We start from the raw sequence: 23,821 nt of genomic DNA on the forward strand, positions 1-23,821 counted from the left end.
TAATTATTTTACAATGTGAATTGGCATTCCAAGAGCAACTTCAGCTGCTTCCATTGTGATCTCACCTAATGTTGGGTGAGCGTGGATTGTTTGAGCGATATCTTCTGCTGTCATTCCTGCTTCGATAGCTAAACCAATCTCAGAGATAATATCAGAAGCGCCTGCACCTGCAACTTGAGCACCTACAAGAAGACCATCTTCTTTACGTGTTACAAGTTGTAGGAAACCGTCAGTGCTGTTTAATGATAATGCACGACCGTTAGCAGCGAATGGGAACTTAGATACAGCTACTGTCATTCCTGCTTCTTCAGCTTGTTTCTTAGTGTAACCAACAGATGCTAATTCAGGATCAGTGAAGCATACTGCAGGAATTCCGATATAATCGATTGCTGATGCATGGCCACTAATTGCTTCAACAGCTACTTTACCTTCGTAAGAAGCTTTGTGAGCCAATGGTGGTCCAGGAACGATATCACCGATTGCATAGATGTTTGATACGTTTGTACGACATTGCTCATCGATTTCGATGATGCCGCGGTCAGTCATTTTAACTCCAACTTGCTCAAGACCAATTTCTTGAGTGTTTGGACGACGACCTACAGTTACTAATACGTAATCTGCTTCTACAGTTTGGATTTCACCTTTAACTTCAAAGCTAACTTTTACGCCAGTTTCTGTTTCTTCAACGCCTTTAGCCATAGCTTTTGTATGGATATTTACGTTACCTTTCTTTTGAAGAGCACGTTTAACAACAGAGCTCATAGCTTTTTCGAAACCAGCTAAGATTTCGTCGCCAGCTTCTACTACAGTAACTTCTGTACCGAAGTTAGCATATGCAGTTCCTAATTCCATACCGATGTAACCGCCGCCGATTACAACAAGTTTTTTAGGAATTTCAGGTAAGCTTAAAGCACCTGTAGAGTTGATAACACGTTTAGAGTATTTGAATCCTGGAATTTCGATTGGTGTAGAACCAGTTGCAAGAACAGCATTTTTAAACGTATACGTTTGTGCTGCATCTTCAGTCATTACGCGTAATGTGTTAGCATCTACGAAGTAAGCTTCACCGCGAATGATTTCAACTTTGTTACCTTTAAGAAGGCCTTCAACACCGCCAGTTAATTTCTTAACTACGCCGTTTTTCCATTCTTGAACTTTTGTAAAGTCAACTTTTACGTTCTCTGCAGTGATACCCATGTCATCAGAATGCATTGCATTCTCATAACGATGACCTGCATTGATTAACGCTTTTGAAGGAATACATCCAACGTTTAAGCATACGCCACCAAGGTTAGCTTTTTCGATAATTGCTACCTTTTGACCTAATTGTGCTGCACGAATTGCCGCAACGTATCCACCAGGACCTGCACCAACAACGACTGTATCTAATTCAATTGGGAAATCTCCTACTACCATTGTTATTACGCCTCCATTACTAATAATTGTGGGTCATTCAATAGACGTTTAATTTGGTTTAATGCTTTTTGAGCAGTTGCGCCGTCAATTAAACGATGGTCAAAGCTTAGAGATAATGCTAATACTGGAGCTGCAACGATTTCACCGTTTTTCACAACTGGCTTCTCAGCGATACGGCCGATACCAAGGATTGCTACTTCTGGGTGATTGATAACTGGAGTGAACCATTGTCCACCTGCAGAACCAATGTTTGTGATTGTGCAAGAAGCACCTTTCATTTCAGCCGGAGCTAAACGACCATCACGTGCTTTACCAGCAAGATCATTGATCTCGTTAGAAATAGTGAAGATAGACTTGCGATCTGTATCTTTAACAACTGGTACTAATAGACCTTTGTCTGTATCAGCTGCGATACCGATGTTGAAGTAATGTTTATGAACTACTTCTTGAGAAGCATCATCTAAAGAAGTGTTTAACATTGGGTATTCACGTAATGCAGATGTTAAAGCTTTAACAACGTATGGAAGGTAAGTTAATTTAATACCTTTGTCAGCTGCAACAGCTTTGAACTTCTTACGGTGAGCAACAAGTTCTGTTACATCTACTTCATCCATTAATGTTACGTGAGGAGCTGTATGCTTAGAGTTAACCATTGCTTTAGCAATCGCTTTACGGATACCACTCATTTTCTCACGAGTTTCTGGATATTCACCAGCTGGGATTGGTTGTGCTTTTGGTGCTTCTTCTTTCGCTGCTGCTGGAGTAGCTTCTACTGCTGCTGGAGCCTCAGTTGCTGCTACTGCTTGTCCACCATTTGCAAATGCATCGATGTCAGCTTTTACGATACGGCCGTTCTTACCAGAACCAGCTACTTTATGAATGTCTACGCCGTTCTCACGAGCATATTTACGAACAGATGGCATAGCGATTACGCGCTCATTTACTACTTCTGCAGTTGCTGCTGGAGTAGCTTCCGCTGCTGGAGCTTCTACTGCTGCTTCTTCAGCTTTTGGAGCTGCATCATGATCGTCACCTTTAAATTTAAGGTTTTCGTATCCAGGAGCATCAAATTTAATTAATGTATCTCCTACAATTGCAACTGTTCCTTCTTCTACAAGTACTTCAAGTACTTTACCTTTAACAGGAGAAGGGATTTCTACTACTGCTTTATCATTTTGTACTTCAAGAAGTACATCGTCTTCGTTTACTTCATCGCCTGGTTTAATAAACCATTTTACGATTTCACCTTCGTGGATACCTTCACCGATATCTGGTAGTTTAAATTCAAATGCCACGGAATTCAGCCCCCTGATTCATTTCATTATTATGGAATATGTACAAAAGAAACCAGCATGTGCTGATTTCTTTTGCACATGAAAAGCTAAAAATTAGAAGTTCATTACTTTGTTAACAGCTTCAACAATATCTTTATGGTTTGGTAACCATACGCTCTCAGCTTGAGAGAATGGGAATACTGTATCAGCAGCTGCAACACGTACAACTGGAGCTTCTAAGTTTAAGATTGCACGGTCGTTAATTTCCGCTACAACGTTAGCTGCAATACCAGCTTGTTTTTGTGCTTCTTGAACTACAACTACGCGGCCTGTTTTTTCAACAGAAGCGATGATTGTTTCGATATCTAATGGTTGAACTGTACGTAAGTCAACTACCTCTAAAGAGATACCTTCTTTTTCAAGTTCTTCAGCAGCTTTTAATGCAGCATGAACCATAGCACCGTAAGCGATAACAGATACATCTGTACCTTCACGTTTGATATCAGCTTTACCTAAATCAATTGTGTAATCGCCTTCTGGTACATCTTGACGGAATGAACGGTACAATTTCATATGCTCTAAGTAGATAACTGGATCGTTGTCACGAATCGCAGAGATTAAAAGACCTTTTGCATCGTATGGAGTAGATGGAATAACAACTTTTAGACCAGGTTGTTGAGCCACTAATCCTTCTAAGCTATCAGCATGTAGTTCAGGAGTATGAACACCGCCACCGAATGGAGAACGAATTGTTACTGGAGCAGTCCAACGTCCACCAGAACGGTAACGCATACGAGCTAATTGACCAGAAACTGAATCCATTACTTCATAAATGAAACCGAAGAATTGGATTTCTGGAACTGGACGGAAGCCTTCTAATGCAAGTCCAACTGCAAGTCCACCAATACCAGACTCTGCAAGTGGAGTATCCATTACACGATCTTCACCGAATTCAGCTTGTAAACCTTCAGTAGCACGGAATACACCGCCGTTTACACCAACGTCTTCACCAAACACAAGTACGTTAGGGTCATTTTTCATTTCAACGCGTAAAGCATCAGTGATTGCTTGAATCATTGTCATTTGAGCCATGGCTTACTTCGACTCCTTTTCTTTGTAAATTTCATATTGTTCAGCTAAGTTGTAAGGCATTTTTTCGTACATGATTTCCATTAAATCAGTAACTTTTTGTTTTGGAGCTTGGTCAGCCTTAGCAATTGCTTGTTTGATATCTTCTTTTGCTTCTTCGATTACTTTCTCTTCAACTTCTTGAGACCATAGGCCTTTGTTTTCTAAGAATGCACGGAAGCGTACGATTGGATCTTTTTGTTCCCATTCGTTCTCGATATCTTTTGTACGGTAACGAGTTGGGTCATCACCAGCCATTGTATGTGGACCGTAACGGAATGTTAAAGTCTCGATTAAAGTAGGGCCTTCTCCGTTTACTGCACGCTCACGAGCGAAAGCAGTTGCTGCGTATACAGCTAATGGATCCATACCGTCTACTTGAATTCCGTAAATACCTGCTGCTACTGCTTTTTGTGCTACAGTTTTAGCTGCAGATTGCTTTTCTACTGGAGTAGAGATTGCATAACGGTTGTTTTGTACAACGAAGATTGCTGGAGCTTTGAATGCACCCGCAAAGTTCATACCTTCGTAGAAGTCACCTTGTGAAGCACCACCGTCACCAGTGTAAGTAATTGCAACAGATTTTTTACCACGTAGTTTCATACCTAACGCAACACCAGCAGTTTGGATGATTTGCGCACCGATAATGATTTGTGGAGCAAGTGCATTTACATTCTCAGGCATTTGGTTACCCATGAAATGTCCACGAGAGAATAAGAATGCTTGGTATAATGGTAAACCGTGCCATACTAATTGTGGCACATCACGATATCCTGGTAAGATGAAATCTTCTGCTTCAAGTGCGAAATGACTTGCTAATTGAGAAGCCTCTTGTCCAGCTGTTGGTGCGTAGAAACCTAAACGTCCTTGACGGTTTAAAGAAATAGAACGTTGATCTAGTACGCGAGTATACACCATACGGCGCATTAATTCTTTTAATTGATCATCAGATAATTCAGGCATAGCCGCTTCATTCACAACTTCGCCTTTTTCATTTAAAATTTGTAATGTCTCAAATTGAGCTGCGATAGCTTTCATTTGCTCATCAACATTAAATAGGGTCTTTTTTGTTTTAGTACCCATTCCGTTCACCTCTTCCTCTCTTGAACCATATTCTGAAACGCTTTCACTATCTATTAGCTAGACTGAAAACGCAACAATGTAAACCAACAAATTTATCTGTCGGTTGAGAATAATTTTGTGTACCTAACAATCTGTACTAATGTTTTTTCAGAAACATATTAATACAATCTTGATCACGTTTTTTAGTTTACAACTATTCTAATTACGATGTCAATTACTTTGGATACGTTTTTTTATAAATAATCTGCAGGTTTCTTCTACACAAACGTGTTTTTATTTTTCACATCTGTATTAGTAAGCATTAACCTACTGTTATATTATTCCCTTTTCAACTTATTTTTTCTCTTAGAATAATATGTAAACGATTTAATTCTCTTTAGTTTTTCTCTCTTCTTAGCAAAAATATACAAACTCTTCTTCCTTTTATAGGTAATTACCCATACATTTCTATCCTTCCCTCCATACATTATAGTAACCGCAGTGTTAGCGGGAAATGATAAAGGAGGTCATCTCATGTACGGATACTCATATTGCTATCCAACTTGTTCAAATCCTTCCTACGGTTATGGCGGTTCTTGTGGCGGGTCTGGACGCGGATTCGCCTTAATCGTTGTGTTGTTTATTCTTTTAATTATCGTTGGTGCTGCTTGCATTCGCTAATGTAAAATGAAACAACTATGGAAAGAAACAGACGGCTTTGCCGTCTTTTCTTTTTATTACATACATAAATATTCTATAGTAAAACACTTTCCAAAGTGCTCCCCTACTTGTCGATGACTTTTTCCACCTCCTTTGGTAGACTAAAGAAGAAAGGAGAGATTACATATGCTTACAATGAAAGATGTAATTCGCGAAGGAGATTCTATTTTGCGAAACGTTGCAGAAGAGGTATCAATGCCGGCGAGCGAAGAAGATACAACTACCCTTAAAGAAATGATTGAATTTGTAATAAATAGCCAAGATCCTGAAATGGCTGAAAAATATAGTTTGCGCCCTGGAATCGGATTAGCGGCTCCACAAATCGGTATTTCGAAGAAAATGATTGCGGTTCATGTAACTGATACGGACGGTACGTTATATAGTCATGCATTATTCAACCCAAAAATCATTAGTCATTCTGTTGAACGTACATATTTACAAAGCGGGGAAGGCTGTCTATCAGTAGACCGCGAAGTACCTGGTTATGTCCCTCGTTACACAAGAATTACAGTGAAAGCAACATCTATCAACGGCGAAGAAGTAAAATTACGTTTAAAAGGTTTACCAGCAATCGTATTTCAGCATGAGATTGACCATTTAAATGGTGTTATGTTCTATGATCACATTAATAAAGAAAATCCATTTGCTGCTCCTGACGATTCAAAACCTTTAGAGCGATAATAAAAAAAGGCGGAAGTTAATCTTCCGCCTTTTTTTATATGAAATGGGTTCCATATTCACTTATAGCAATCCAGCCCATTTTAATCCATGATATATGCCGTCTTCACTAACATCCTTTGTCACGTGATTTGCAAGTTTTTTCAAGTCTTCATGACCATTACCCATCACAATACCTGTCCCAACTGCTTCGATCATTTCTAAATCATTTAAACCATCTCCAAATGCATACACTTGTTCACGGTTAAATCCTAATTTTTCAATGAATTTCTCAATTCCTTTTGCCTTCGAACCACCATTCGGAATAATATCCATTGAATATGCATGCCAGCGAATAAAATGAAAGTCTGGATAATGATTAATAAACTTTTCTTCTTCATTCACTTCACAGAAAAGAAGTGTTTGATAAATATTACGTTTCTCATAGAAATCAGGTTCATATGCCGGATGCTCAAAATTTAAGCTTCCAAAACCTTCCTTCACATAATCATGATATTCCACCGATGCTCTCATTTCTTGATGATCAAGATATACAAGTGGATATCCTTCTTGTTTTGCAAACTGAGTAAACTTATGTAAGGCAGCTGGATGTAACGGGTTATTAAATATTACCTCATCTTCAAATACAACGTACTGTCCATTAAAGCTAACATAATTATGTATATTGAGTTCCTCACGAATATCTTCAAACATAAATGGCGCACGTCCTGTCGCAATTGCTACATGCACACCTTTCTCTTGTAAATGTCTTACTGCATCTCGTGTAGATTGCGGAATCTTCTTATCATGATCTAATAATGTTCCATCAATATCAAAAAAGACAATTTTATCATTCATTTGTCAAAATCCTTTCTGTTACTCTATATTCCTATTTTGATTATCGCTTTTCAAATTCTAAAAAAAAGTATAACATATTAAACATCTGTGAAGAAAGCGTTCACTTTCTGACCTTATTTATGAAACCTGCATATATATATTAGTAAAAAATGTGGATACTTGTTCGTATGAATTTTCTTTTCTATTCTTTCTCATACTATACCTATAACTAACGGCTACTAATCGTTACTATAGAATAACTTTCCCTGTATGAGAAAGGACAAGATTCAACATTCACTTTTGTCTTCTTTCTTATATCAGAGACGGAGTTTTCACTAGTAATATGCATGTTTTAAATAAGGAAAGGAAGGAGTAATCATGCTGAAGAAGCTGAAGAAAAAGCTCAAGCGTTATTTAAAAGATCTAGTCCGTAAAAAGACAATCGCTTAAATTGTGCCCATTTCGGGCTTTTTCTTCATTCTCATTCGAAAAAACATGAAAATCGTGACTGTTTGCTTTATAATAAGTAACAGATAATGCAAAACATAGACAAGGAGAGGTTTTCCAAATGATTTTTAAAGTATTTTATCAAGTAAAATTGACTGAGGTTCCAGTACGTGAAAATACAAAAGTTTTATATTTAGAGGCTACGTCTGAAAAGGATGTTCGTAAGAAATTAAATAAGTTCGCATATAATATCGAGTTCGTTCAGTCTGTTACTGGTGCTCATCTTGAATATGAAAAAGAAAACGCTGATTTAATATTAGCGGAAATCGTATAGTCATATGAAATTTCTAAAGAATGATCAAGCTGCCGTTTTTGCTTTAGGTGGACTTGGTGAAATCGGTAAAAATACATATGCTGTTCAATTTCAAGATGAAATTATTATTATTGATGCTGGAATTAAATTTCCAGAAGACGAACTCCTCGGAATCGATTATGTAATACCAGATTACACTTATTTTGTGCGAAACGAAGATAAAATTAAAGGATTATTCATTACACATGGTCACGAAGATCATATCGGTGGAATTCCTTACTTATTACGTCAAGTAAACATCCCGATTTATGGCGGAAAATTAGCAATTGCACTAATCAAAAACAAATTAGAAGAGCACGGATTACTTCGTAAAGCAAAACTTTATGAAATTCAAGAAGATGATGTTATTAAATTTAAAAAGACATCTGTTTCCTTCTTCCGTACAACTCACAGTATCCCAGATTCATACGGAGTTGTTGTGAAAACACCTCAAGGACAAGTTGTTCATACTGGCGATTTCAAATTTGATTTCACACCAGTCGGTGAACCAGCGGACTTAACAAAAATGGCTGAAATCGGAAAAGACGGCGTACTTTGTCTCTTATCTGACAGTACAAACAGTGAAGTTCCAAACTTTACAATGTCTGAGCGCCGTGTTGGTGATAGTATTCAAGATATTTTCCGCAAAGTAGAAGGTCGTATTATCTTTGCAACCTTTGCATCAAATATCCATCGTCTACAACAAGTTGTTGAAGCGGCTGTTGAAAACAATCGTAAAGTGGCTGTGTTCGGTCGCAGTATGGAAGCGGCGATTGAAATCGGACAAAACCTTGGTTATATTCGCTGTCCGAAGGATACATTCATAGATACAGCTCAACTAAACCGCCTACCGGCTAATAAAGTTGTTATTTTATGTACAGGTAGTCAAGGTGAGCCAATGGCAGCACTTTCACGTATTGCTAATGGTACTCATCGTCAAATTCAAATCATTCCTGGCGACACAGTTGTTTTCTCTTCTTCACCAATCCCTGGTAATACAATTAGTGTAAGCCGTACAATTAACATGTTGTATCGTGCTGGTGCTGATGTAATCCACGGAAAACTGTCAAACATTCATACGAGTGGACACGGTGGACAAGAAGAACAAAAACTAATGCTTCGTCTAATTAAACCGAAGTATTTCATGCCAATTCATGGTGAATACCGCATGCAACGTATGCATATGAAGTTAGCAAACGATTGTGGTATTCCAGAAGAAAACTGTTTCATCATGGATAATGGAGATGTTCTTGCTCTTCGTTCTGATGAAGCAAGCGTAGCTGGTAAAATACCATCTGGATCTGTCTATATTGACGGAAATGGTATTGGAGATATCGGTAATATCGTGTTACGCGATCGTCGTATTCTTTCTGAAGAAGGACTTGTTATTGTAGTTGTAAGCATTGATATGAAAGAATTTAAAGTTGCAGCAGGACCTGATATTATCTCACGTGGTTTTGTGTATATGCGCGAAAGTAGTGATTTAATTAATGATGCTCAAACATTAATTACAACTCATTTAGAAAAAGTAATGGAGCGTAAAACAACACAATGGTCTGAAATTAAAAATGAAATTACAGACACATTAGCACCATTCCTATATGAGAAAACGAAACGTCGCCCAATGATTTTACCAATCATTATGGAAATATAAGAAAAAGGACAATACCTTCATGGTATTGTCCTTTTCTCTTATCTTAAAAAGTGTTTAAAACGATCTACTTCATCGTCATGACCAATTACAATTAATATATCTCCCGCTTGAATATTTTCCGTAGCTCGAGGAGATACAATAACTTCTTTACCACGTTTAATCGCTACAATATTCAATCCAAACTTCGCACGAATATCTAATTCGATTAAAGAATGACCATCAATTTTTTTATTTGCAATAATCTCTACAATACTATGCTCATCTGAAAGCTCAAGATAGTCTAATACATTACTTGATGCAATATTATTAGCAATCCTTTTTCCCATATCACGCTCGGGGTGCACAATGTGATCTGCCCCTATTTTACTTAACACTTTTTCATGGTAATCATTTTGAGCTTTTACAGTAATATTTTTTACACCTAACTCTTTTAAAATTAATGTTGTTAAAATACTTGAATTTAAATTGTCTCCAATAGCAACGACTACATGATCAAAATTACGAATACCAAGACTTTTTAATACCATCTCATCTGTTGAATCTGCAATTACAGCATGTGAAGCTATATTTGCAAACTCATTAATTTTATCTTCATCTGAATCAATTGCCATTACTTCCATACCTAATTGAGCGAGTTCTCGGCAAATGCTTCCACCAAAACGTCCAAGGCCAATGACAGCAAATTCTTTCTCTTTTTCACCCACAGGAATTCCTCCAATAACATCGAATACTATGTATTTTTATTGTAACATACTTTAGATTTGCTACAAAAACCTGTATATCATTCTTATTTTTGTTTTTGCATATAAAAATACTGTTGTAAATAAAATGCGATACTGAAAATTAACATACCAAATACAAATATATTTCCAAATGAACTAAATGTTTCAAAAACGAATAATAACGTTTCTTGTCCGAAGAAAGCAAATAATAGTTGTGTAAATGCGAATAGCAATGCCAATATATAATGATGTTGATGGAATAAATAATGTGTTGCACCTAAAAAAGCGATAAACGAAATAATGAAAATCCACCAATTTTCTAAAAACAGTTGCCAATTAGTAAATTGATATCCATTTACTAATATCGCAATAATTCCTATAACAGCCATCGTTGGCACACTCCAAAATAATGCTCGCCCTCTAAAGAAGCGTGTTCCTTTAACATCACCTTTTTCATGTGCAATGTATGTGAGTACTACCGTACTTATGTACAAAACTGAAAGAATTGTTAAAACGATAATAAGCCAAAAATGTAATTGATAATACTCATGCTCTATGTTTGTCACGATAGCCGCTAACATACACGGGATTAACATTCCAGTCCAACCATCTACTTTTCTTTCATTCCAAAACACTGTGTTACCAATCCGTATCCCTAACAACATAAAAATAATGATACCTAGTACAAATAATGTCGTTTTATTCCCTACTAAACTCGTCGAGAAAGCAATTAATCCAATAAATAAAAAGAGCACAAACCCATTCATAATTTCTAATACAGGTGATAAATATCTTTTCACCCATTTATATGTTTCGTCATATTCGTGATTATCTACTAAACGGTAGGCATAAAAACTTATCCCAAAATACACCGCCGCAATAATAACATACGCATATAAGACGAAACACAACATTGCACTGCTAATTTGCACGTAATTCCCCACCCTTTTTTCTATGTTTCACCTTGATTTTACACACTTTCTACACGAAATGTAAACATATATAAGCTAGTTAACTAATCATCTTCTCAATAAGCGATAATGAATAATGAGCAGCGGCTCAAAACCGCTGCTCATTACTTTATCCATTTGTATGCCCATGTGTATCCAAAACAAATATGAAAGATGTTTTCGTCTTGGAACTAACAAGTACCCACTGTAAGTTTTTTCAAAGTTGGCGAGCGAGTTTACTTTCTAGTTCCTTTCCACTTTACATATTGATCTAAAAATGCGATAGCTTTCTCAATAACCTCTTCATCTGGTTTTAATTTTGCATGGTGTAAACCATATTCTGAATTTACCCCAAGCCAAAACATAAATCCAGGAATCTCTTGAAGCATATAACCAAAATCTTCCCCTGTCATTGCCTCAGTACATGTAATTACATTCATATCAGTTTGTTCACTTACAAACTGCATAAACTCTCTCGTTAATACTTCATGGTTATATACTTGATGATACATCGCCCCATAGTCAATAACAGCTTCACATTGGAAGGAAGCTTCTATACCTGCAACAATTGCCTCAATCCTACTTTTAACACGCCTCATTGATTCCACTGATAAAGTTCGAATCGTTCCTTCTAACCGAGACTTTTCTGCTATGATATTTTGAACTGTACCACCTGTTATTTTTCCGATTGTAATCACTGCACTATCAAGAGGATTCACATTACGACTAATAACGGATTGAAGTTGTGTAACAAGGTGACTTGCCGCTACAATCATATCATTTGCAGTATGCGGGTAGGCTGCATGTCCACCTTTCCCTTTCAAATCAACATATAACTCTGATGTATTTGCAAATAATAGCCCCTCTTTTGTGGCAATTGTTCCTACAGCGTATTCAGGTGCAATATGAAGACCAAGAATTATATTCGGCTTCCATTCTTTTAACTCTTCACTCTCTAACATAGGAAGAGCCCCTCCTGGCCCTTCTTCAGCTGGTTGGAATAGAAACACAAGGTCATCATCTATTCTTTCTGTTACAGCTGCTGTTAGAAGGCCTAAACCGATTGTTGTATGCAAATCGTGTCCACATGCATGCATCATTCCTTCATGAATAGAAGCAAACTCATATCCAGTTTCTTCGGTAATTGGTAAACCGTCTATATCTGCGCGATAACCGATAATTTTTTCTGGATTTTTTCCATTTACTTTAACAATGACACCCGTTTTCCATACTTTCACTTCCACATATTCATTCGAAAGCGTTCCTATGTAATCTAAAATATACTGTTGTGTTTTCCACTCTTTAAATCCAATTTCCGGTATTTTGTGTAAGTCTCTACGAATTTGAACGAATTTGCTTACTGCCATTTTTGCACCTCTATCTATAAAAAGCGCAAGAGCCTGTTATGCTCTTACGCTTTTTTTTGTGTTTATTTCTCTGGGTTTAATTGACGAAGCTCTTGTTTAATTTCAGTTTTTGCTTTTGTCTTCTCATCAATCTCTTTAATTACACGTGCTGGAGTACCGGCAACAACTGTATATGGAGGTACATCTTCTGTTACAACAGCTCCTGCTGCTACAACTGCACCCTTACCTACTGTAACTCCCTCTAACACAACTACGTTTGCACCAATTACAACATCATCTTCAACGATAACTGGTTTTGCTGAAGGCGGCTCAATAACACCTGCAAGTACTGCACCTGCACCTACGTGACAGTTCTTACCAACAGTTGCACGTCCACCAAGTACCGCGTTCATGTCAATCATAGTACCTTCACCAATTACAGCACCGATATTAATTGTTGCATTCATCATAATAACAGCGTTGTCGCCGATTTCAACGTGATCACGAATAATCGCGCCTGGCTCAATACGAGCTTTAATACCTTTTAAATCAAGCATTGGAATTGCAGAATTACGACGGTCATTTTCAACAACGTAATCAACGATGTGCTTGCTATTTTCATCAAGAATTGTCTTAATTTCAGACCATTCTCCAAATAATACACCAGACTTTTTATTTACAAATGCTTGTACCGTTTCAGGGAATGTTACTTCTTTTAAATCCCCTTTTATGTATACCTTTACAGGAGTTTTCTTTTCACTTTTTTGAATAAACGAAATAATTTCGTTAGCGTCCATCATTTTCATTCTTGTTGCCTCCTAAATCCATTTATAATGTTACTCTACCAAACGATAGAGCGAGTAGCAAGATAATAATCCTATTTTTCCATTTGAATTTCTTCTATAATTTCTAAAAATGCCCTTACTTGCTTCAATTGTCTGGCCGATTCACTCGTCAATAACCATGTTTCTCTCGTTAATTGAACAGGTGTTTTATACATATTTTCCTGTACTTCTTTTAAAACAGTAGAAGGTAAAAGAGCATAACCTATACCATTTAAAACGAGTTGCTTGCAAGTCTCAATTTGATCAACCACAATTGTTCTCTTAGGTGGATTAGAAAATAAACCATACCACCAATTTTGTATTTGTCCATAATAAGTCGAATCACTTTTAAATTGAATAAATGGTCTATTTGTTTCTTTTAACATCGTAATATCTTTTATTTCTTTATCCACTAAATAAAGTTCATCTTCAAATAATTGTTGCTTCTGACCTTTATATTCTTGTGTTCCTCTCAATATAGCAACATGAACGTCCCCTTCATAAAATTGCTTTTGTACTTCACTACTCCAGCCAGTAAACAGCGATATTTTCACAGAAGGGTATTTATGTACAAACTTCTTCAAAACAGGAGGAAGCCAATATTGACCAATAACTGATGCAACAGCTATTTTTAACGTTCCGTGAGTTTCTGTTCTAAAAACAGCTAGCTCACTTTTAATATCCTCTTCCTTTTGCAGCATTTCTTTTGCATAATTTGCGACTTTTTCCCCTTCAGGTGTAATTGTCAATCCTTTTTGTGAGCGAATAAAAAACTTCATTCCCCATTGTTTCTCCATAGATTGTAATCGTTGACTAAGCGCAGGTTGTGAAACAAATAAACGTTCCGCCGCTTTTCTCATATTTGATTCCTGAGCTAACACAACCATCATTTGAAAATCATCAATTTGCAACTTTCTCCCTCTTTCCTTAGCTTCCATACACCTTATCTCAATAAGCTTTTCATCCTTAATTTAACTATATACTCTTATATTTTTTATCTTTTTAAATATAATACATACACAACTGATATGCACGAAAAAAAAGTGACTTCTCCGCTTCTATGAAGTCACTTTTCTCACATTATCGATTATGTTGCCTTACTTTTTTATTCAACAATTTTAAAATAGCCCGACGTGTTAAAATCCCCTCAAAATACCCATCTTCATTGACAGCGCAAATAAAAGGATGATCAATTGTCATTTCTAAAGCTTTTGCAAACGAATCTTCTAACTTAAGAACCGGAATGTCTTCCTTCATCACCTGTTCTACTTTCATTTCGTCAAGTCTTTCAAACTCAATACGTTCTAACCCTAACATACCATCTAAAATCATAGCAGTACTAATTAACCCATGCAATTTATACATCGGGTCCAAAACAGGTATCGCCGAATATCCAGATTTCACAAGAACGAGTAAAGCATGCTCTAAACCATTCCCCATTTGGACATGTGCTACTTTTTCTGATGAAATCATTAAATCTTTCACAAAAATTTGTTGAAACTCGTCTTTCGGAATACTAATCATATTACATCCCCCATTTTCCTACTTTTAATCACCGAATCTATTCATATTTTATGACAGCGTTTTCATATTATTATTTTGTCCTTACTTTATTTCAATAAAAACAAAATTACACAGCTATTTTAGCATACAACACAAAAAAAAGACTACCATCCCGGTAGCGCTTAATACCCCTTATTTTTTAATCTGTAAAATAACCTTGTGATTTTTTTATATTGTGTCACATCTGTCTGTTTTAAACCATTCTCAATATCTGTAATTTCCACAGCTAAAATTTCACTCGCATAATTTTGCTGAAATAGAATATCTAGTAACAAACTCTCTTCTTCTTCTGTTAAAACAAATTCCCTTTTCATATACCCCTCTCCTTATACTCGCATCGTTACTCTTATTATATATAATTTCCAACCTATTTAATAGATGTAATATTCAGTTTTTAGCAAAGGATATATAAAAATTGTTTTTTATTTCGTATATCGATTTGCATAACTAAACGCCGCATAAGCATCTGGCTTAATTTTTGCAGTTAATCCCATCGCTTGAATTTTCGCTGTCATATCTAGAATAAATTCTTTTGTTAAACCATCATTTCCGATATCCAAGTGAATTTCCATTATAAATCCAGCTCCCTCTTGAGCATATGGATGCAATAAATCCCATATTGTTTGTATATGATTTGGAGTAAATAGGCATGCGATCTCTTGGCTAAACTGCGTTTCTAAATATATTTTCTCACGTAAAGTTGCTGGCTTATCTTTCACTGATTTATGGTGTAAACACCCCCAGGCACCTTTTCCAACGCGATGAATATGAATTGCCGTAATAAACCTCGTATCCTTTTGATGTGCTTGTGAGTCTGTCCCAATGGATAAGCGATATAAATTTCGTGGATCCTTTTCAATGAAACTACAAATACGGCTAAAGACCATATCAAAATTTAAATGTCTCTCTGAAACATTATAAAATGTATGTTCACCGGCCACATAGTCACGTCCTTTCAATTAGACAGACTTTTCGTATTCTCATTGTATGGGACAAAAATAAAAATTATAACTTCCTATCCTTTATTCGTTTCAATATTTCGAATTACATAATGGCAAACTTGGCACGTATAAATTACATTTTGATTCGATTGAGCTGTTAATACATGAATAATCTCAGCAGAATTGTGACATTTAGGACAAAGCACAACTGGTAAACGTTCCATACAACACACCTCCTCGTTATTTTTATCTCGCTTTTGCTATCTGTAAACAACCAATTGGTGATGACTAATATTCAGTATAGGACGAAGAAGCCCCACTGATTACAATTTCACTTTATTACCATTGTAGGAAAAATGAAAACTCCCTATACATATATGCTAAAAAGTAATAGAACTAAAAAAGGTGTTGCCATATGGCAACACCTTTTTTATATGTATCAAGAAATGATATCGTAAATCTCAATTGCAACCATATCGATATTATCGAATTGATACACTTGAGGTTTTTCACCTTGTTGATACACTTCTAACTCATACATTTCACTTTTATCGAAAAATTTCACGCTACATTTGCGCTCACCGTTCACTTCAAAATAGCGTTGTGCTACTTCACCGCTTTCAGCTTGTTCTTGTAGACTAACAAGTCGAGTTAAAATTCCTTGGAGTAGAGACATGAAATCTCTCCTTTCTCTGATCTTCCTACCAATAGGTTTTACAGCTATACTCATTCTATCCGTCATAACAGAAAAAATGTTCCACAGTCTAGGATAAAGGTTATTGGCCAGAAACTCAACTAAAAATTTGTCGAAATGCGAAGGAAAAAACAGAAAGAACATCTTTTCCCTTCTTTATTGCGATTTTTATACTGGAAGAATATAATAAAAAACAGAAAAAAGGAGGAATTACAATGAGAAAAATTGAGGTTTACACACAACCTGATTGTCCGCCATGTGTCATTGTGAAAGAATTTTTAAAGCATAATAACGTTGTATATGAAGAATTTGACGTAAAAAAAGACGCTGCTGCACGCAATCGTCTTTTATACGACTATGATTCGTATTCAACTCCAACAGTTGTAATTGATGGAGAAGTTGTTGCTGGTTTTCAAATTGAAAAATTACAACAGCTACTCAATATTGAATAAGAATAGGTAAAGACCTATTCTTATTTTTATCCCACTATTTGTGGGCAGTAATAGCCCGATTGGTGCGAGCTATTAATCAGTGAGAGATGAACATCCCCCACCAATTACAGTTTCACTTTATAATTGTTGTAATCGTTTTATTTCAGTTAAAAGTTCTTGGCTTTCATGATATCCGGCCAATTTCCATTTCCCTTGATCTCTTTGCAATGTTACAATTTGATATTGTCCACTTTTCGCCCGCTCATATACATATAAAATTTTATGCTCTTCATCATATGACATTTTCGTTTCTGAATGAAAAGAAAACGGCGCTTCTTTTGCTGGAAGTAAATATTCACCACTTTGTTTATCACTTCTACTATTTTCATCTGTAAATACTTGAAGGAAATTCTCTGTAAAATATGGTGATAACTTTTCTATCATCTTATTCATCGGCAAATGCTTCCCACGAATTGAAAATTGGGTTTCATAGCCCTTTTGTATCGTTGTAAACACTTCTTCCCGATCGACTTTCACTTCCTCTTTTCCTAAAACAGTTGTGACACTATAACCAACTAGAAAGGCAACGCATACAAATAGAACTAACCATATTCCATATTTCCTCATTTTTTCACCTTCCTTTTAAGAAAACTTGTCTTTGTAGTATTCATTGTAACAATGATTATGCAAAGACAGGGGTGGTTTCGTTCGTAAAATCTTTACAACGATAGACAGCATTTTCATCACCATTTTCACTATTACCAATTTATGATAAAAACAAACAAAAAATGCACGAATCTCTTCGTGCATTAAAATAAAACATCTTCTTCATATAAATATTCATACGATAAATCTATAAATAAAAAGTTTTCATCATCAATTGGGAAGGAAAATGTTCGTACCATCTCACCGGTTTCAATATCAGCATATAAATCTGAAAGTCTTGCCTTATTCTCAAAACGCATTTTCATAATATTTTCTAGAAAATACGGACGCCAACTCCAGTTCTTCATATAATACTCAGGCATCACAATCCATTCCCCATCTTTTTTCATAACGTTTCCTGATTGTTGGAAACCATCTTCGTTACAAATAAATATGCGGAAACTACACTGTGATACACTTTGGCTAAATTGTAATAACCAATCATTTATATCTTCATTCTTTTTCTGTTTGGCTAGAACATCACCAATTCGATCACGTAACATTTCTGTTAAATTATAAATTTTTTGTAATTTCTTCTTCTCATGTTGAATAAATTGATGACACTCATTACCAAGTCGTTCTTTCAAAACATTCGTTTCAATAAAATCAGGTAAGCACTCTTTCAAATAATTCCCTTGATAATATCTACCACCGTTTTTCCAAGCATATTGTAGTTGATAAAAAGCATCTATTTCTTCATATAACAATGTTGCACCAATTCTTCTAGCAAGTAATGATAAAGAATATAAAATATCTTGATAAGATTGTAAAAGTGCAGTTTGCCTTAAGTTTGTTAAATCTACTTTTAAAATATCCGGTGCTAACACGCTAATACGTTCTAAATTACTTGTACCCGTTCCGACTTTATTAATCGAAATTTGAATACCATATGTACGATAATACATAAGCAAATGATTAAATTGCTCTATATCTTCTTTACATTCATGTTCTGTAATTTCTAAAACAATGTGTTTCAAATTTAAACCTTGCTCTTCATACATCAATAAAAGTTGAAGTAAACTTTCATCATCATCGTTCATTAATACGTTAGCATTCCGATGTATAAATAATAATAGTTTTTGATCACTTTCTAAATAACGATTTAAAGCTTTTTCTACTATAATGTTATCCGCTTCCAGTTGAAACTCACTCGGAATAGAATCATCATGAAAGAAAGAAGCTAAACTTTGTATGCCCTCTTCTGTTTGAATACGTCCTACTACCTCATATCCAATTACAGTATGCTCATCAGCACTAAAAATAGCTTGATAATAAGGAAGGACTTTATCCAAGTTACTCATTACATCTAATGCATCTATCAATGTACTTCCCTCCCTTTACTTTTCAAAAATTATAACATGATATTTACGGAAAAATAATAAAAAATCCCTTCAGTTTTCCTGAAGGGATTAGAGGGGTAAAATGCTAAGGGGAATTAGCAATTCTACTATGAAGAAAAAAGAGGTCTTAAATATAACGTATATATGACCTCTTGTAAACACTTTTCTTTCACATGTCACAATTCCGTCACATTTAACCGTGAGAATATGAATCAAACATTCATTTTCTTATCCCTTTTAAAATGGATATTGATGTAAATGTTGTCCTCCATCCATTGTCATGCAAGTTCCATTTATGTACGCAGCTTCATCTGAACATAAATAATAAGCTAGACCTGCAATTTCTTCTGGCGTGCCCAGTCTTCCAAGCGGAACACTTTGTATCGTACGCTTAGCCATTTCTTCTGAAATCCATAATTTATCAGCACCGCCCGTACGTTCAATTGGTCCTGGCGCGATAGCATTAACTCGTATTCCATATTTACGGCCCCACTCAACAGCGAGTGTCTTCGTCATTGCTAATACTCCAGCCTTCGCAGCAGCCGAATGAATAACTCCCGGACCTGCATCCCATGCATATGTTGCTACCATGTTAATGATATTCCCTTTTATGCCTTTTTCAATCCAATATTTTCCGACAGCATGGCTGCAGTAAAATGTACCGTTTAATACAATATTAATGACTGAATTCCAGCCATTCACGGATAAATCTTCTGCTGGACAAATAAAGTTTCCAGCTGCATTGTTTATTAAAACATCAATTCGACCAAACTTCTCATCAATCTCTTCAATCATTTTCTGAATGTCATCAGTATTTCTTACATCCATTTGTACGGGTAATACTTGCCCCGGAAATTGTTCAATTTCCAACTTTGTTTCCTCTAGTTTTTCCTTTGTACGTCCTGTAATAACAACTCGTGCCCCTTCTTTTGCAAAACGGGTCGCCATTCCTTTTCCCATTCCGCTCGATCCACCTGTTATAATAACTACCTTTTCTTTCACATACATCCCCTCCCAAAAATGAATACACATTCATTTTATCATTTTATTTAATAGAAATCTTTATATTTTTAAACTTTTCTGATATTTTAACGTAAAGAGGTTTCTTTTTATTCGTTTTTTTCGTAATCTATACTACTTTTTTATTATTTAAAATATATTTTAAATAAACTGAAAGGAGATTTGAGTAACCTATAAATGTAACGAAAACATGTGATATAAGTTAAATAGGTATACTCATATTTTTATGAAGAAAATTACAAGAAGAGATTTTTTTAAAGCTGGAATGCGCACTTGTCTATATTCATTTATAACCACTAGCATCGGATACTATTACGCTAAATATATTGAGCCTCATTTACTCTCTTTTACAGAGCATACACTTAAATCACAACTCATACCCAAAAGTTTTCATGGTATGAAGATTCTTCAATTTAGCGATTTACATCTCGGATACTATTTCTCTCTCCAACATTTATCTCAAATCGTTTCTAAAATTAATGCTGTAAAACCTGACATTGTTCTTTTCACTGGTGATCTCATTGATAATTATCAAACATATACTGACACTCCTTTCGTTCCATCTATTTTAAAAAATATACAAGCACCCTTCGGTAAATTTTCTATTTATGGTAACCATGATCACGGCGGATATGGAACGGAATACTACGAGCACATCATGCGTGAATCTGGATTTGAACTACTACTAAATAGCGAAAAGAGAATTCGTCTACTGGATAATAGTGAAATTTCAATTTTCGGTCTTGATGATATACTACTAGGCAAACCCAAAATAGAGAAAACACTACAGCACGCGAGGCAAAACACTTATAACATTGTTCTTGTTCACGAGCCAGATATTGCACCACAAATCGCTAAATATCCAGTTAACTTACAACTTTCTGGTCATAGCCATGGCGGACAAGTACAAATTCCCTTTTTAGGTGCTATTATTACCCCATCACTTGCTAAAAACTATGTTGAAAGTTTCTATACGATTCAAGATTTAGCTCTCTATGTCAATCGAGGTCTTGGCAGAACACGCGTCCCATTCCGATTTATGGCAAAACCTGAAATTACAATTTTTACGCTCCAACATTCGTAATAATTCGCCTATTTTCTTACATATCCTTTCTTGTACGCGCTCATCCACGTTTCATTTACCATATGATAAAAATGAGTCCAATAAAGGAGGTTTGTTCATGTATCCATATTATCAACCAATCCCAGTCCGTTCAGCACCTATTGGTCCAGTAGGCGACTCACGCTTCTTTCCGTTTTTTGGTGTTCCATTTCTAGCTGGGATTGCTGGTGGACTGCTCGGTGGAGCATTAGCTTTCGGTCCTAGACCGTATTACCCACCATATCCACCACCTTTCCCACCGCCAACACCTTATCCTTGTTATGGCGGACCTTGTCAACAACCATTCTATTATTAATGTACTCCAACAATTCTACCAATGTTATTCCCTCTCTTAACTGATCCATTAACATGCTTACAATAAAAACTATTCTCTCTACGCATCCTTCTATTTAGAGAATGTATAATAAGTAGAGAACAAAGTAAAAAAACCTCTTAAAAAAAGAGGTTTTTTTACTTTGTTCTCATTATTCAGCATCCGTGTTTTGATACGCCATCTTAAACAACTTCACTTGGCTATCAATTTCTTCTGTACTACTATTAATAACATAGTAGTACTCACCAGATTTATTCTGTTCACGTGTTTTCACATTATCAGCTAATATAAGTTGTAAAATCGCCTTAATTCTCGCCTTCATTTCAATATCTAATATTGGGAAAGATATTTCTACTCTCTTCTCCATATTCCGCGTCATCCAGTCAGCTGAAGATAAGTATATTTTCTCTTCTCCATTATGATGGAAATAATAAATTCGGCTATGTTCTAAATATCTCCCGACAACACTAACTACCCGAATATTTTCACTTACATTTGGAATACCAGGCCTTAAACAACACGTTCCTCGAACGATGAGCTCTACCTTTACTCCAGCTTGTGATGCTTCATACATTTTTTTGATTAATGGTTTATCTGTTAATGAATTCATCTTAGCGATAATATATCCATTTCCATATTGCCTATGATAACGGATTTCTTCATCTATTAAATCCATAAATTGCTCTCTTATATCAAATGGTGCAACCGATAAATGATGAAAATGTGGCTTGGTTGTATAACCACTCAAATAATTAAAGAAATTTGTTGCATCGACCCCAAAGTCTTTTCGTGATGTAATATACCCAAAATCAGTATATAACTTTGCTGTTGCGTCATTATAATTTCCAGTCCCGAGATGTACGAACCTTTCGATTTTTCCGTTTTTTCTTCTTACAACTAGCGTAATTTTACTATGTGTTTTCAAATGACTTACACCGTAAATAACGTGACAGCCTGCCTTTTCTAATTCTTTAGCCCAATGCACATTATTTTCTTCATCAAATCTTGCCTTCAATTCAACTAATACCGTAACTTGCTTCCCTTTTTCAGCTGCTACCTTTAGCGCCTGAATAATCGGTGAATCCCCACTTACTCGATATAATGTTTGTTTGATTGCAAGTACATTCGGATCGTCTGCCGCATCACGGACAAAATCAACTACTGGCTGAAATGATTCAAAAGGATGATGTAATAAAATATCATGCTCAATTGCTTTTTCGAATACATCTTCCGCATCCCCCAAGTCTTGAGGCCGTTGCGGAATAAGAGCCGGATATACTAGATGTTCATATAAAGGAGCTAGTTTTTTATATAAAGAAAATAGACATGTTAAATCTAATGGTCCATCCATTATATACACATCTTCATCTTTTACTTCCAACACCTCATATAATAATGCTAATACTCTTTCATCAATATGCTCTTTGCCAACTTCTAAACGTACAGCAGCTCCCCACTTACGCTTTTTTAATTCTTTTTCAATTACCTTTAATAAATCCCTCGCACCTTCTTCATGAATCGTTAAATCCGCATTGCGTGTAATACGGAAACGAGTAACAGACGATACTTTATATCCTGTAAATAATTTATGAGTAAAACCACTAATTACATCTTCTAATAAAATAAATTTATGCTTTTGCCCCTCACTCGGTAAAAATATGAAACGTTCAAGTAATGAAGGAACTTGTACAATTCCTAACTTCGTGCGGTTTTCTTCCTCCACTTGTTTCTCATCATATAAAAGAGTAGCTAAATTCAAACTTTTATTTAATAACATCGGAAATGGACGATATGCATCAATAGCTACAGGTGTTAAGACTGGAAAAATCTGCTCATCAAAATACTCTTCTATAAATTCCCTCTGTTCTTTCGTCAAATCGTGGAATGTTAAACGTTCAATCCCCTCTAACTCCAGCGCTGGCAACACATAATTTTTAAACGTATCATATTGTACAGTCATTAATTCATGGGCCTTTATCGCAATTTTATTTAATTGCTTTTTTGGTGTTAAGCCAGCCTTATTTTCTGGTTGGTTAAACCCAGCACTCACTTGATCCTTCAATCCTGCTACGCGTACCATAAAGAATTCATCTAAATTGGAACCGAAAATGCTAATAAACTTTAACCTTTCCAAGAGCGGATTTGTTTCATCCTGCGCTTCTTGTAGTACACGTTCATTAAATGCTAACCAACTTAATTCTCGATTATTGTAATAAGCTGTATCATTTAAATTCACTATATTCCCCATCAACATTTCCATCCTCTTCACACTTCCCCTGAAACTTTTTTACTATAATTTAGT

26 protein-coding genes are annotated in these 23,821 nt (G+C 35.7%); 7 read left to right on the forward strand and 19 right to left on the reverse strand.

Going from position 1 to position 23,821, the window contains the following annotated elements; all coding sequences use genetic code 11:
• Positions 1–3: 3 nt before the first annotated feature.
• The 4 genes from lpdA to pdhA all read right to left on the reverse strand — a co-directional run bounded on the left by lpdA (position 4) and on the right by pdhA (position 4,901).
• Positions 4–1,416 (reverse strand): dihydrolipoyl dehydrogenase, encoded by a 1,413-nt coding sequence (gene lpdA / locus CER22_RS01060; protein ID WP_000260106.1) that lies wholly within the window; start codon positions 1,414–1,416, stop codon positions 4–6.
• A 5-nt stretch (positions 1,417–1,421) separates the two neighbouring features.
• On the reverse strand, positions 1,422–2,711 hold the full coding sequence (pdhC, locus tag CER22_RS01065; RefSeq protein WP_000863412.1) for a pyruvate dehydrogenase complex dihydrolipoyllysine-residue acetyltransferase: 1,290 nt from the start codon (positions 2,709–2,711) through the stop codon (positions 1,422–1,424).
• Positions 2,712–2,804: 93 nt separating this feature from the next.
• The gene (gene pdhB / locus CER22_RS01070) at positions 2,805–3,782 is read right to left on the reverse strand and encodes a pyruvate dehydrogenase complex E1 component subunit beta (protein WP_000068162.1); all 978 of its coding nucleotides are present in this window, start codon (positions 3,780–3,782) and stop codon (positions 2,805–2,807) included.
• A gap of 3 nt (positions 3,783–3,785) precedes the next feature.
• Positions 3,786–4,901, reverse strand: coding sequence for a pyruvate dehydrogenase E1 component subunit alpha (gene pdhA, locus CER22_RS01075; protein ID WP_000536893.1), 1,116 nt, complete (start codon positions 4,899–4,901; stop codon positions 3,786–3,788).
• 513 nt (positions 4,902–5,414) lie between these two features.
• Between pdhA and CER22_RS01080 the strand changes: the two genes are divergently transcribed.
• Both CER22_RS01080 and def read left to right on the forward strand, forming a co-directional pair.
• Entirely contained in the window at positions 5,415–5,561 is a 147-nt protein-coding gene (locus CER22_RS01080; protein WP_000274561.1) for a YjcZ family sporulation protein, read from the forward strand.
• A gap of 165 nt (positions 5,562–5,726) precedes the next feature.
• Entirely contained in the window at positions 5,727–6,281 is a 555-nt protein-coding gene (gene def, locus CER22_RS01085) for a peptide deformylase (protein WP_076539891.1), read from the forward strand.
• A 60-nt stretch (positions 6,282–6,341) separates the two neighbouring features.
• Here def and CER22_RS01090 read toward each other — a convergent pair whose 3' ends face one another.
• The gene (locus tag CER22_RS01090; RefSeq protein WP_000998280.1) at positions 6,342–7,115 is read right to left on the reverse strand and encodes a Cof-type HAD-IIB family hydrolase; all 774 of its coding nucleotides are present in this window, start codon (positions 7,113–7,115) and stop codon (positions 6,342–6,344) included.
• A 547-nt stretch (positions 7,116–7,662) separates the two neighbouring features.
• On the opposite strand from CER22_RS01090, the gene CER22_RS01100 reads away from it, so the two are divergent.
• Positions 7,663–7,875: a DNA-dependent RNA polymerase subunit epsilon gene (locus CER22_RS01100; protein ID WP_048546139.1), complete on the forward strand. Its 213-nt coding sequence runs from the start codon at positions 7,663–7,665 to the stop codon at positions 7,873–7,875.
• Between the two features lie 4 nt (positions 7,876–7,879).
• Positions 7,880–9,547, forward strand: coding sequence for a ribonuclease J1 (gene rnjA, locus CER22_RS01105; RefSeq protein WP_000670370.1), 1,668 nt, complete (start codon positions 7,880–7,882; stop codon positions 9,545–9,547).
• A gap of 38 nt (positions 9,548–9,585) precedes the next feature.
• Here the strand turns inward: rnjA and CER22_RS01110 are convergent, their stop codons facing one another.
• The 10 genes from CER22_RS01110 to CER22_RS01155 all read right to left on the reverse strand — a co-directional run bounded on the left by CER22_RS01110 (position 9,586) and on the right by CER22_RS01155 (position 16,569).
• Positions 9,586–10,251 (reverse strand): potassium channel family protein, encoded by a 666-nt coding sequence (locus CER22_RS01110; protein WP_000504032.1) that lies wholly within the window; start codon positions 10,249–10,251, stop codon positions 9,586–9,588.
• An 83-nt stretch (positions 10,252–10,334) separates the two neighbouring features.
• The gene (locus CER22_RS01115) at positions 10,335–11,201 is read right to left on the reverse strand and encodes a hypothetical protein (RefSeq protein WP_046956446.1); all 867 of its coding nucleotides are present in this window, start codon (positions 11,199–11,201) and stop codon (positions 10,335–10,337) included.
• Between the two features lie 254 nt (positions 11,202–11,455).
• Positions 11,456–12,586, reverse strand: coding sequence for an N-acetyldiaminopimelate deacetylase (locus tag CER22_RS01120; RefSeq protein WP_000301171.1), 1,131 nt, complete (start codon positions 12,584–12,586; stop codon positions 11,456–11,458).
• 62 nt (positions 12,587–12,648) lie between these two features.
• The gene (dapD, locus tag CER22_RS01125) at positions 12,649–13,371 is read right to left on the reverse strand and encodes a 2,3,4,5-tetrahydropyridine-2,6-dicarboxylate N-acetyltransferase (protein ID WP_000783245.1); all 723 of its coding nucleotides are present in this window, start codon (positions 13,369–13,371) and stop codon (positions 12,649–12,651) included.
• 71 nt (positions 13,372–13,442) lie between these two features.
• Positions 13,443–14,327, reverse strand: coding sequence for a LysR family transcriptional regulator (locus tag CER22_RS01130; protein WP_002008407.1), 885 nt, complete (start codon positions 14,325–14,327; stop codon positions 13,443–13,445).
• Positions 14,328–14,469: 142 nt separating this feature from the next.
• Positions 14,470–14,913, reverse strand: a complete 444-nt coding sequence (gene cbpB / locus CER22_RS01135) for a cyclic-di-AMP-binding protein CbpB (RefSeq protein WP_000623572.1) — start codon at positions 14,911–14,913, stop codon at positions 14,470–14,472.
• A 161-nt stretch (positions 14,914–15,074) separates the two neighbouring features.
• Positions 15,075–15,266: an antirepressor AbbA gene (gene abbA, locus CER22_RS01140; protein ID WP_048546142.1), complete on the reverse strand. Its 192-nt coding sequence runs from the start codon at positions 15,264–15,266 to the stop codon at positions 15,075–15,077.
• Between the two features lie 108 nt (positions 15,267–15,374).
• Positions 15,375–15,893 (reverse strand): ribonuclease H-like YkuK family protein, encoded by a 519-nt coding sequence (locus CER22_RS01145; RefSeq protein WP_000896655.1) that lies wholly within the window; start codon positions 15,891–15,893, stop codon positions 15,375–15,377.
• 74 nt (positions 15,894–15,967) lie between these two features.
• A complete protein-coding gene (locus CER22_RS32895; protein WP_087985092.1) occupies positions 15,968–16,117 on the reverse strand; it encodes a hypothetical protein in 150 nt (49 codons plus the stop codon).
• A gap of 215 nt (positions 16,118–16,332) precedes the next feature.
• Positions 16,333–16,569, reverse strand: coding sequence for a YkuJ family protein (locus CER22_RS01155; protein ID WP_000055151.1), 237 nt, complete (start codon positions 16,567–16,569; stop codon positions 16,333–16,335).
• A gap of 233 nt (positions 16,570–16,802) precedes the next feature.
• Between CER22_RS01155 and CER22_RS01160 the strand changes: the two genes are divergently transcribed.
• Positions 16,803–17,039 carry a glutaredoxin family protein gene (locus CER22_RS01160; RefSeq protein WP_001225788.1) on the forward strand — a complete coding sequence of 79 codons (237 nt, stop codon included), beginning with the start codon at positions 16,803–16,805 and terminating at the stop codon, positions 17,037–17,039.
• A 117-nt stretch (positions 17,040–17,156) separates the two neighbouring features.
• Here the strand turns inward: CER22_RS01160 and CER22_RS01165 are convergent, their stop codons facing one another.
• The 3 genes from CER22_RS01165 to fadH form a co-directional block, all read right to left on the reverse strand.
• Positions 17,157–17,645, reverse strand: a complete 489-nt coding sequence (locus tag CER22_RS01165; RefSeq protein WP_088608082.1) for a DUF3993 domain-containing protein — start codon at positions 17,643–17,645, stop codon at positions 17,157–17,159.
• A 182-nt stretch (positions 17,646–17,827) separates the two neighbouring features.
• Positions 17,828–19,045 (reverse strand): EAL domain-containing protein, encoded by a 1,218-nt coding sequence (locus tag CER22_RS01170; RefSeq protein WP_000564300.1) that lies wholly within the window; start codon positions 19,043–19,045, stop codon positions 17,828–17,830.
• A 255-nt stretch (positions 19,046–19,300) separates the two neighbouring features.
• Positions 19,301–20,065, reverse strand: a complete 765-nt coding sequence (fadH, locus tag CER22_RS01175; protein ID WP_000660912.1) for a 2,4-dienoyl-CoA reductase — start codon at positions 20,063–20,065, stop codon at positions 19,301–19,303.
• Positions 20,066–20,309: 244 nt separating this feature from the next.
• Here fadH and CER22_RS01180 point away from each other — a divergent pair, with 244 nt between their 5' ends.
• Together CER22_RS01180 and CER22_RS01190 are read left to right on the forward strand one after the other, a co-directional pair.
• The gene (locus tag CER22_RS01180) at positions 20,310–21,167 is read left to right on the forward strand and encodes a metallophosphoesterase (RefSeq protein ID WP_088608083.1); all 858 of its coding nucleotides are present in this window, start codon (positions 20,310–20,312) and stop codon (positions 21,165–21,167) included.
• A gap of 97 nt (positions 21,168–21,264) precedes the next feature.
• A complete protein-coding gene (locus tag CER22_RS01190; RefSeq protein ID WP_000283744.1) occupies positions 21,265–21,501 on the forward strand; it encodes a hypothetical protein in 237 nt (78 codons plus the stop codon).
• A gap of 169 nt (positions 21,502–21,670) precedes the next feature.
• Here the strand turns inward: CER22_RS01190 and CER22_RS01195 are convergent, their stop codons facing one another.
• A complete protein-coding gene (locus CER22_RS01195; RefSeq protein ID WP_088064322.1) occupies positions 21,671–23,779 on the reverse strand; it encodes a polyphosphate kinase in 2,109 nt (702 codons plus the stop codon).
• Between the last annotated feature and the right edge of the window lie 42 nt (positions 23,780–23,821).

It is taken from the genome of Bacillus sp. K2I17 (genome assembly GCF_002209985.1).
In the GTDB taxonomy this organism is placed as follows: domain Bacteria; phylum Bacillota; class Bacilli; order Bacillales; family Bacillaceae_G; genus Bacillus_A; species Bacillus_A wiedmannii.

Excerpts from the sequence above, each read along its gene's own strand:
- CER22_RS01190 (WP_000283744.1), top strand. The coding sequence starts at position 21,265 with ATGTATCCATATTATCAACCAATCCCAGTCCGTTCAGCACCTATTGGT.
- CER22_RS01120 (WP_000301171.1), bottom strand. The coding sequence starts at position 12,586 with ATGGCAGTAAGCAAATTCGTTCAAATTCGTAGAGACTTACACAAAATA.
- CER22_RS01080 (WP_000274561.1), top strand. The coding sequence starts at position 5,415 with ATGTACGGATACTCATATTGCTATCCAACTTGTTCAAATCCTTCCTAC.
- CER22_RS01195 (WP_088064322.1), bottom strand. The coding sequence starts at position 23,779 with ATGGAAATGTTGATGGGGAATATAGTGAATTTAAATGATACAGCTTAT.
- CER22_RS01100 (WP_048546139.1), top strand. The coding sequence starts at position 7,663 with ATGATTTTTAAAGTATTTTATCAAGTAAAATTGACTGAGGTTCCAGTA.
- pdhA (WP_000536893.1), bottom strand. The coding sequence starts at position 4,901 with ATGGGTACTAAAACAAAAAAGACCCTATTTAATGTTGATGAGCAAATG.
- rnjA (WP_000670370.1), top strand. The coding sequence starts at position 7,880 with ATGAAATTTCTAAAGAATGATCAAGCTGCCGTTTTTGCTTTAGGTGGA.
- pdhB (WP_000068162.1), bottom strand. The coding sequence starts at position 3,782 with ATGGCTCAAATGACAATGATTCAAGCAATCACTGATGCTTTACGCGTT.
- CER22_RS01165 (WP_088608082.1), bottom strand. The coding sequence starts at position 17,645 with ATGAGGAAATATGGAATATGGTTAGTTCTATTTGTATGCGTTGCCTTT.
- lpdA (WP_000260106.1), bottom strand. The coding sequence starts at position 1,416 with ATGGTAGTAGGAGATTTCCCAATTGAATTAGATACAGTCGTTGTTGGT.
- CER22_RS01090 (WP_000998280.1), bottom strand. The coding sequence starts at position 7,115 with ATGAATGATAAAATTGTCTTTTTTGATATTGATGGAACATTATTAGAT.
- def (WP_076539891.1), top strand. The coding sequence starts at position 5,727 with ATGCTTACAATGAAAGATGTAATTCGCGAAGGAGATTCTATTTTGCGA.
- CER22_RS01180 (WP_088608083.1), top strand. The coding sequence starts at position 20,310 with ATGAAGAAAATTACAAGAAGAGATTTTTTTAAAGCTGGAATGCGCACT.
- cbpB (WP_000623572.1), bottom strand. The coding sequence starts at position 14,913 with ATGATTAGTATTCCGAAAGACGAGTTTCAACAAATTTTTGTGAAAGAT.
- CER22_RS01160 (WP_001225788.1), top strand. The coding sequence starts at position 16,803 with ATGAGAAAAATTGAGGTTTACACACAACCTGATTGTCCGCCATGTGTC.
- abbA (WP_048546142.1), bottom strand. The coding sequence starts at position 15,266 with ATGAAAAGGGAATTTGTTTTAACAGAAGAAGAAGAGAGTTTGTTACTA.
- CER22_RS01130 (WP_002008407.1), bottom strand. The coding sequence starts at position 14,327 with ATGGAAGCTAAGGAAAGAGGGAGAAAGTTGCAAATTGATGATTTTCAA.
- CER22_RS32895 (WP_087985092.1), bottom strand. The coding sequence starts at position 16,117 with ATGGAACGTTTACCAGTTGTGCTTTGTCCTAAATGTCACAATTCTGCT.
- CER22_RS01155 (WP_000055151.1), bottom strand. The coding sequence starts at position 16,569 with ATGTCTCTACTCCAAGGAATTTTAACTCGACTTGTTAGTCTACAAGAA.
- dapD (WP_000783245.1), bottom strand. The coding sequence starts at position 13,371 with ATGAAAATGATGGACGCTAACGAAATTATTTCGTTTATTCAAAAAAGT.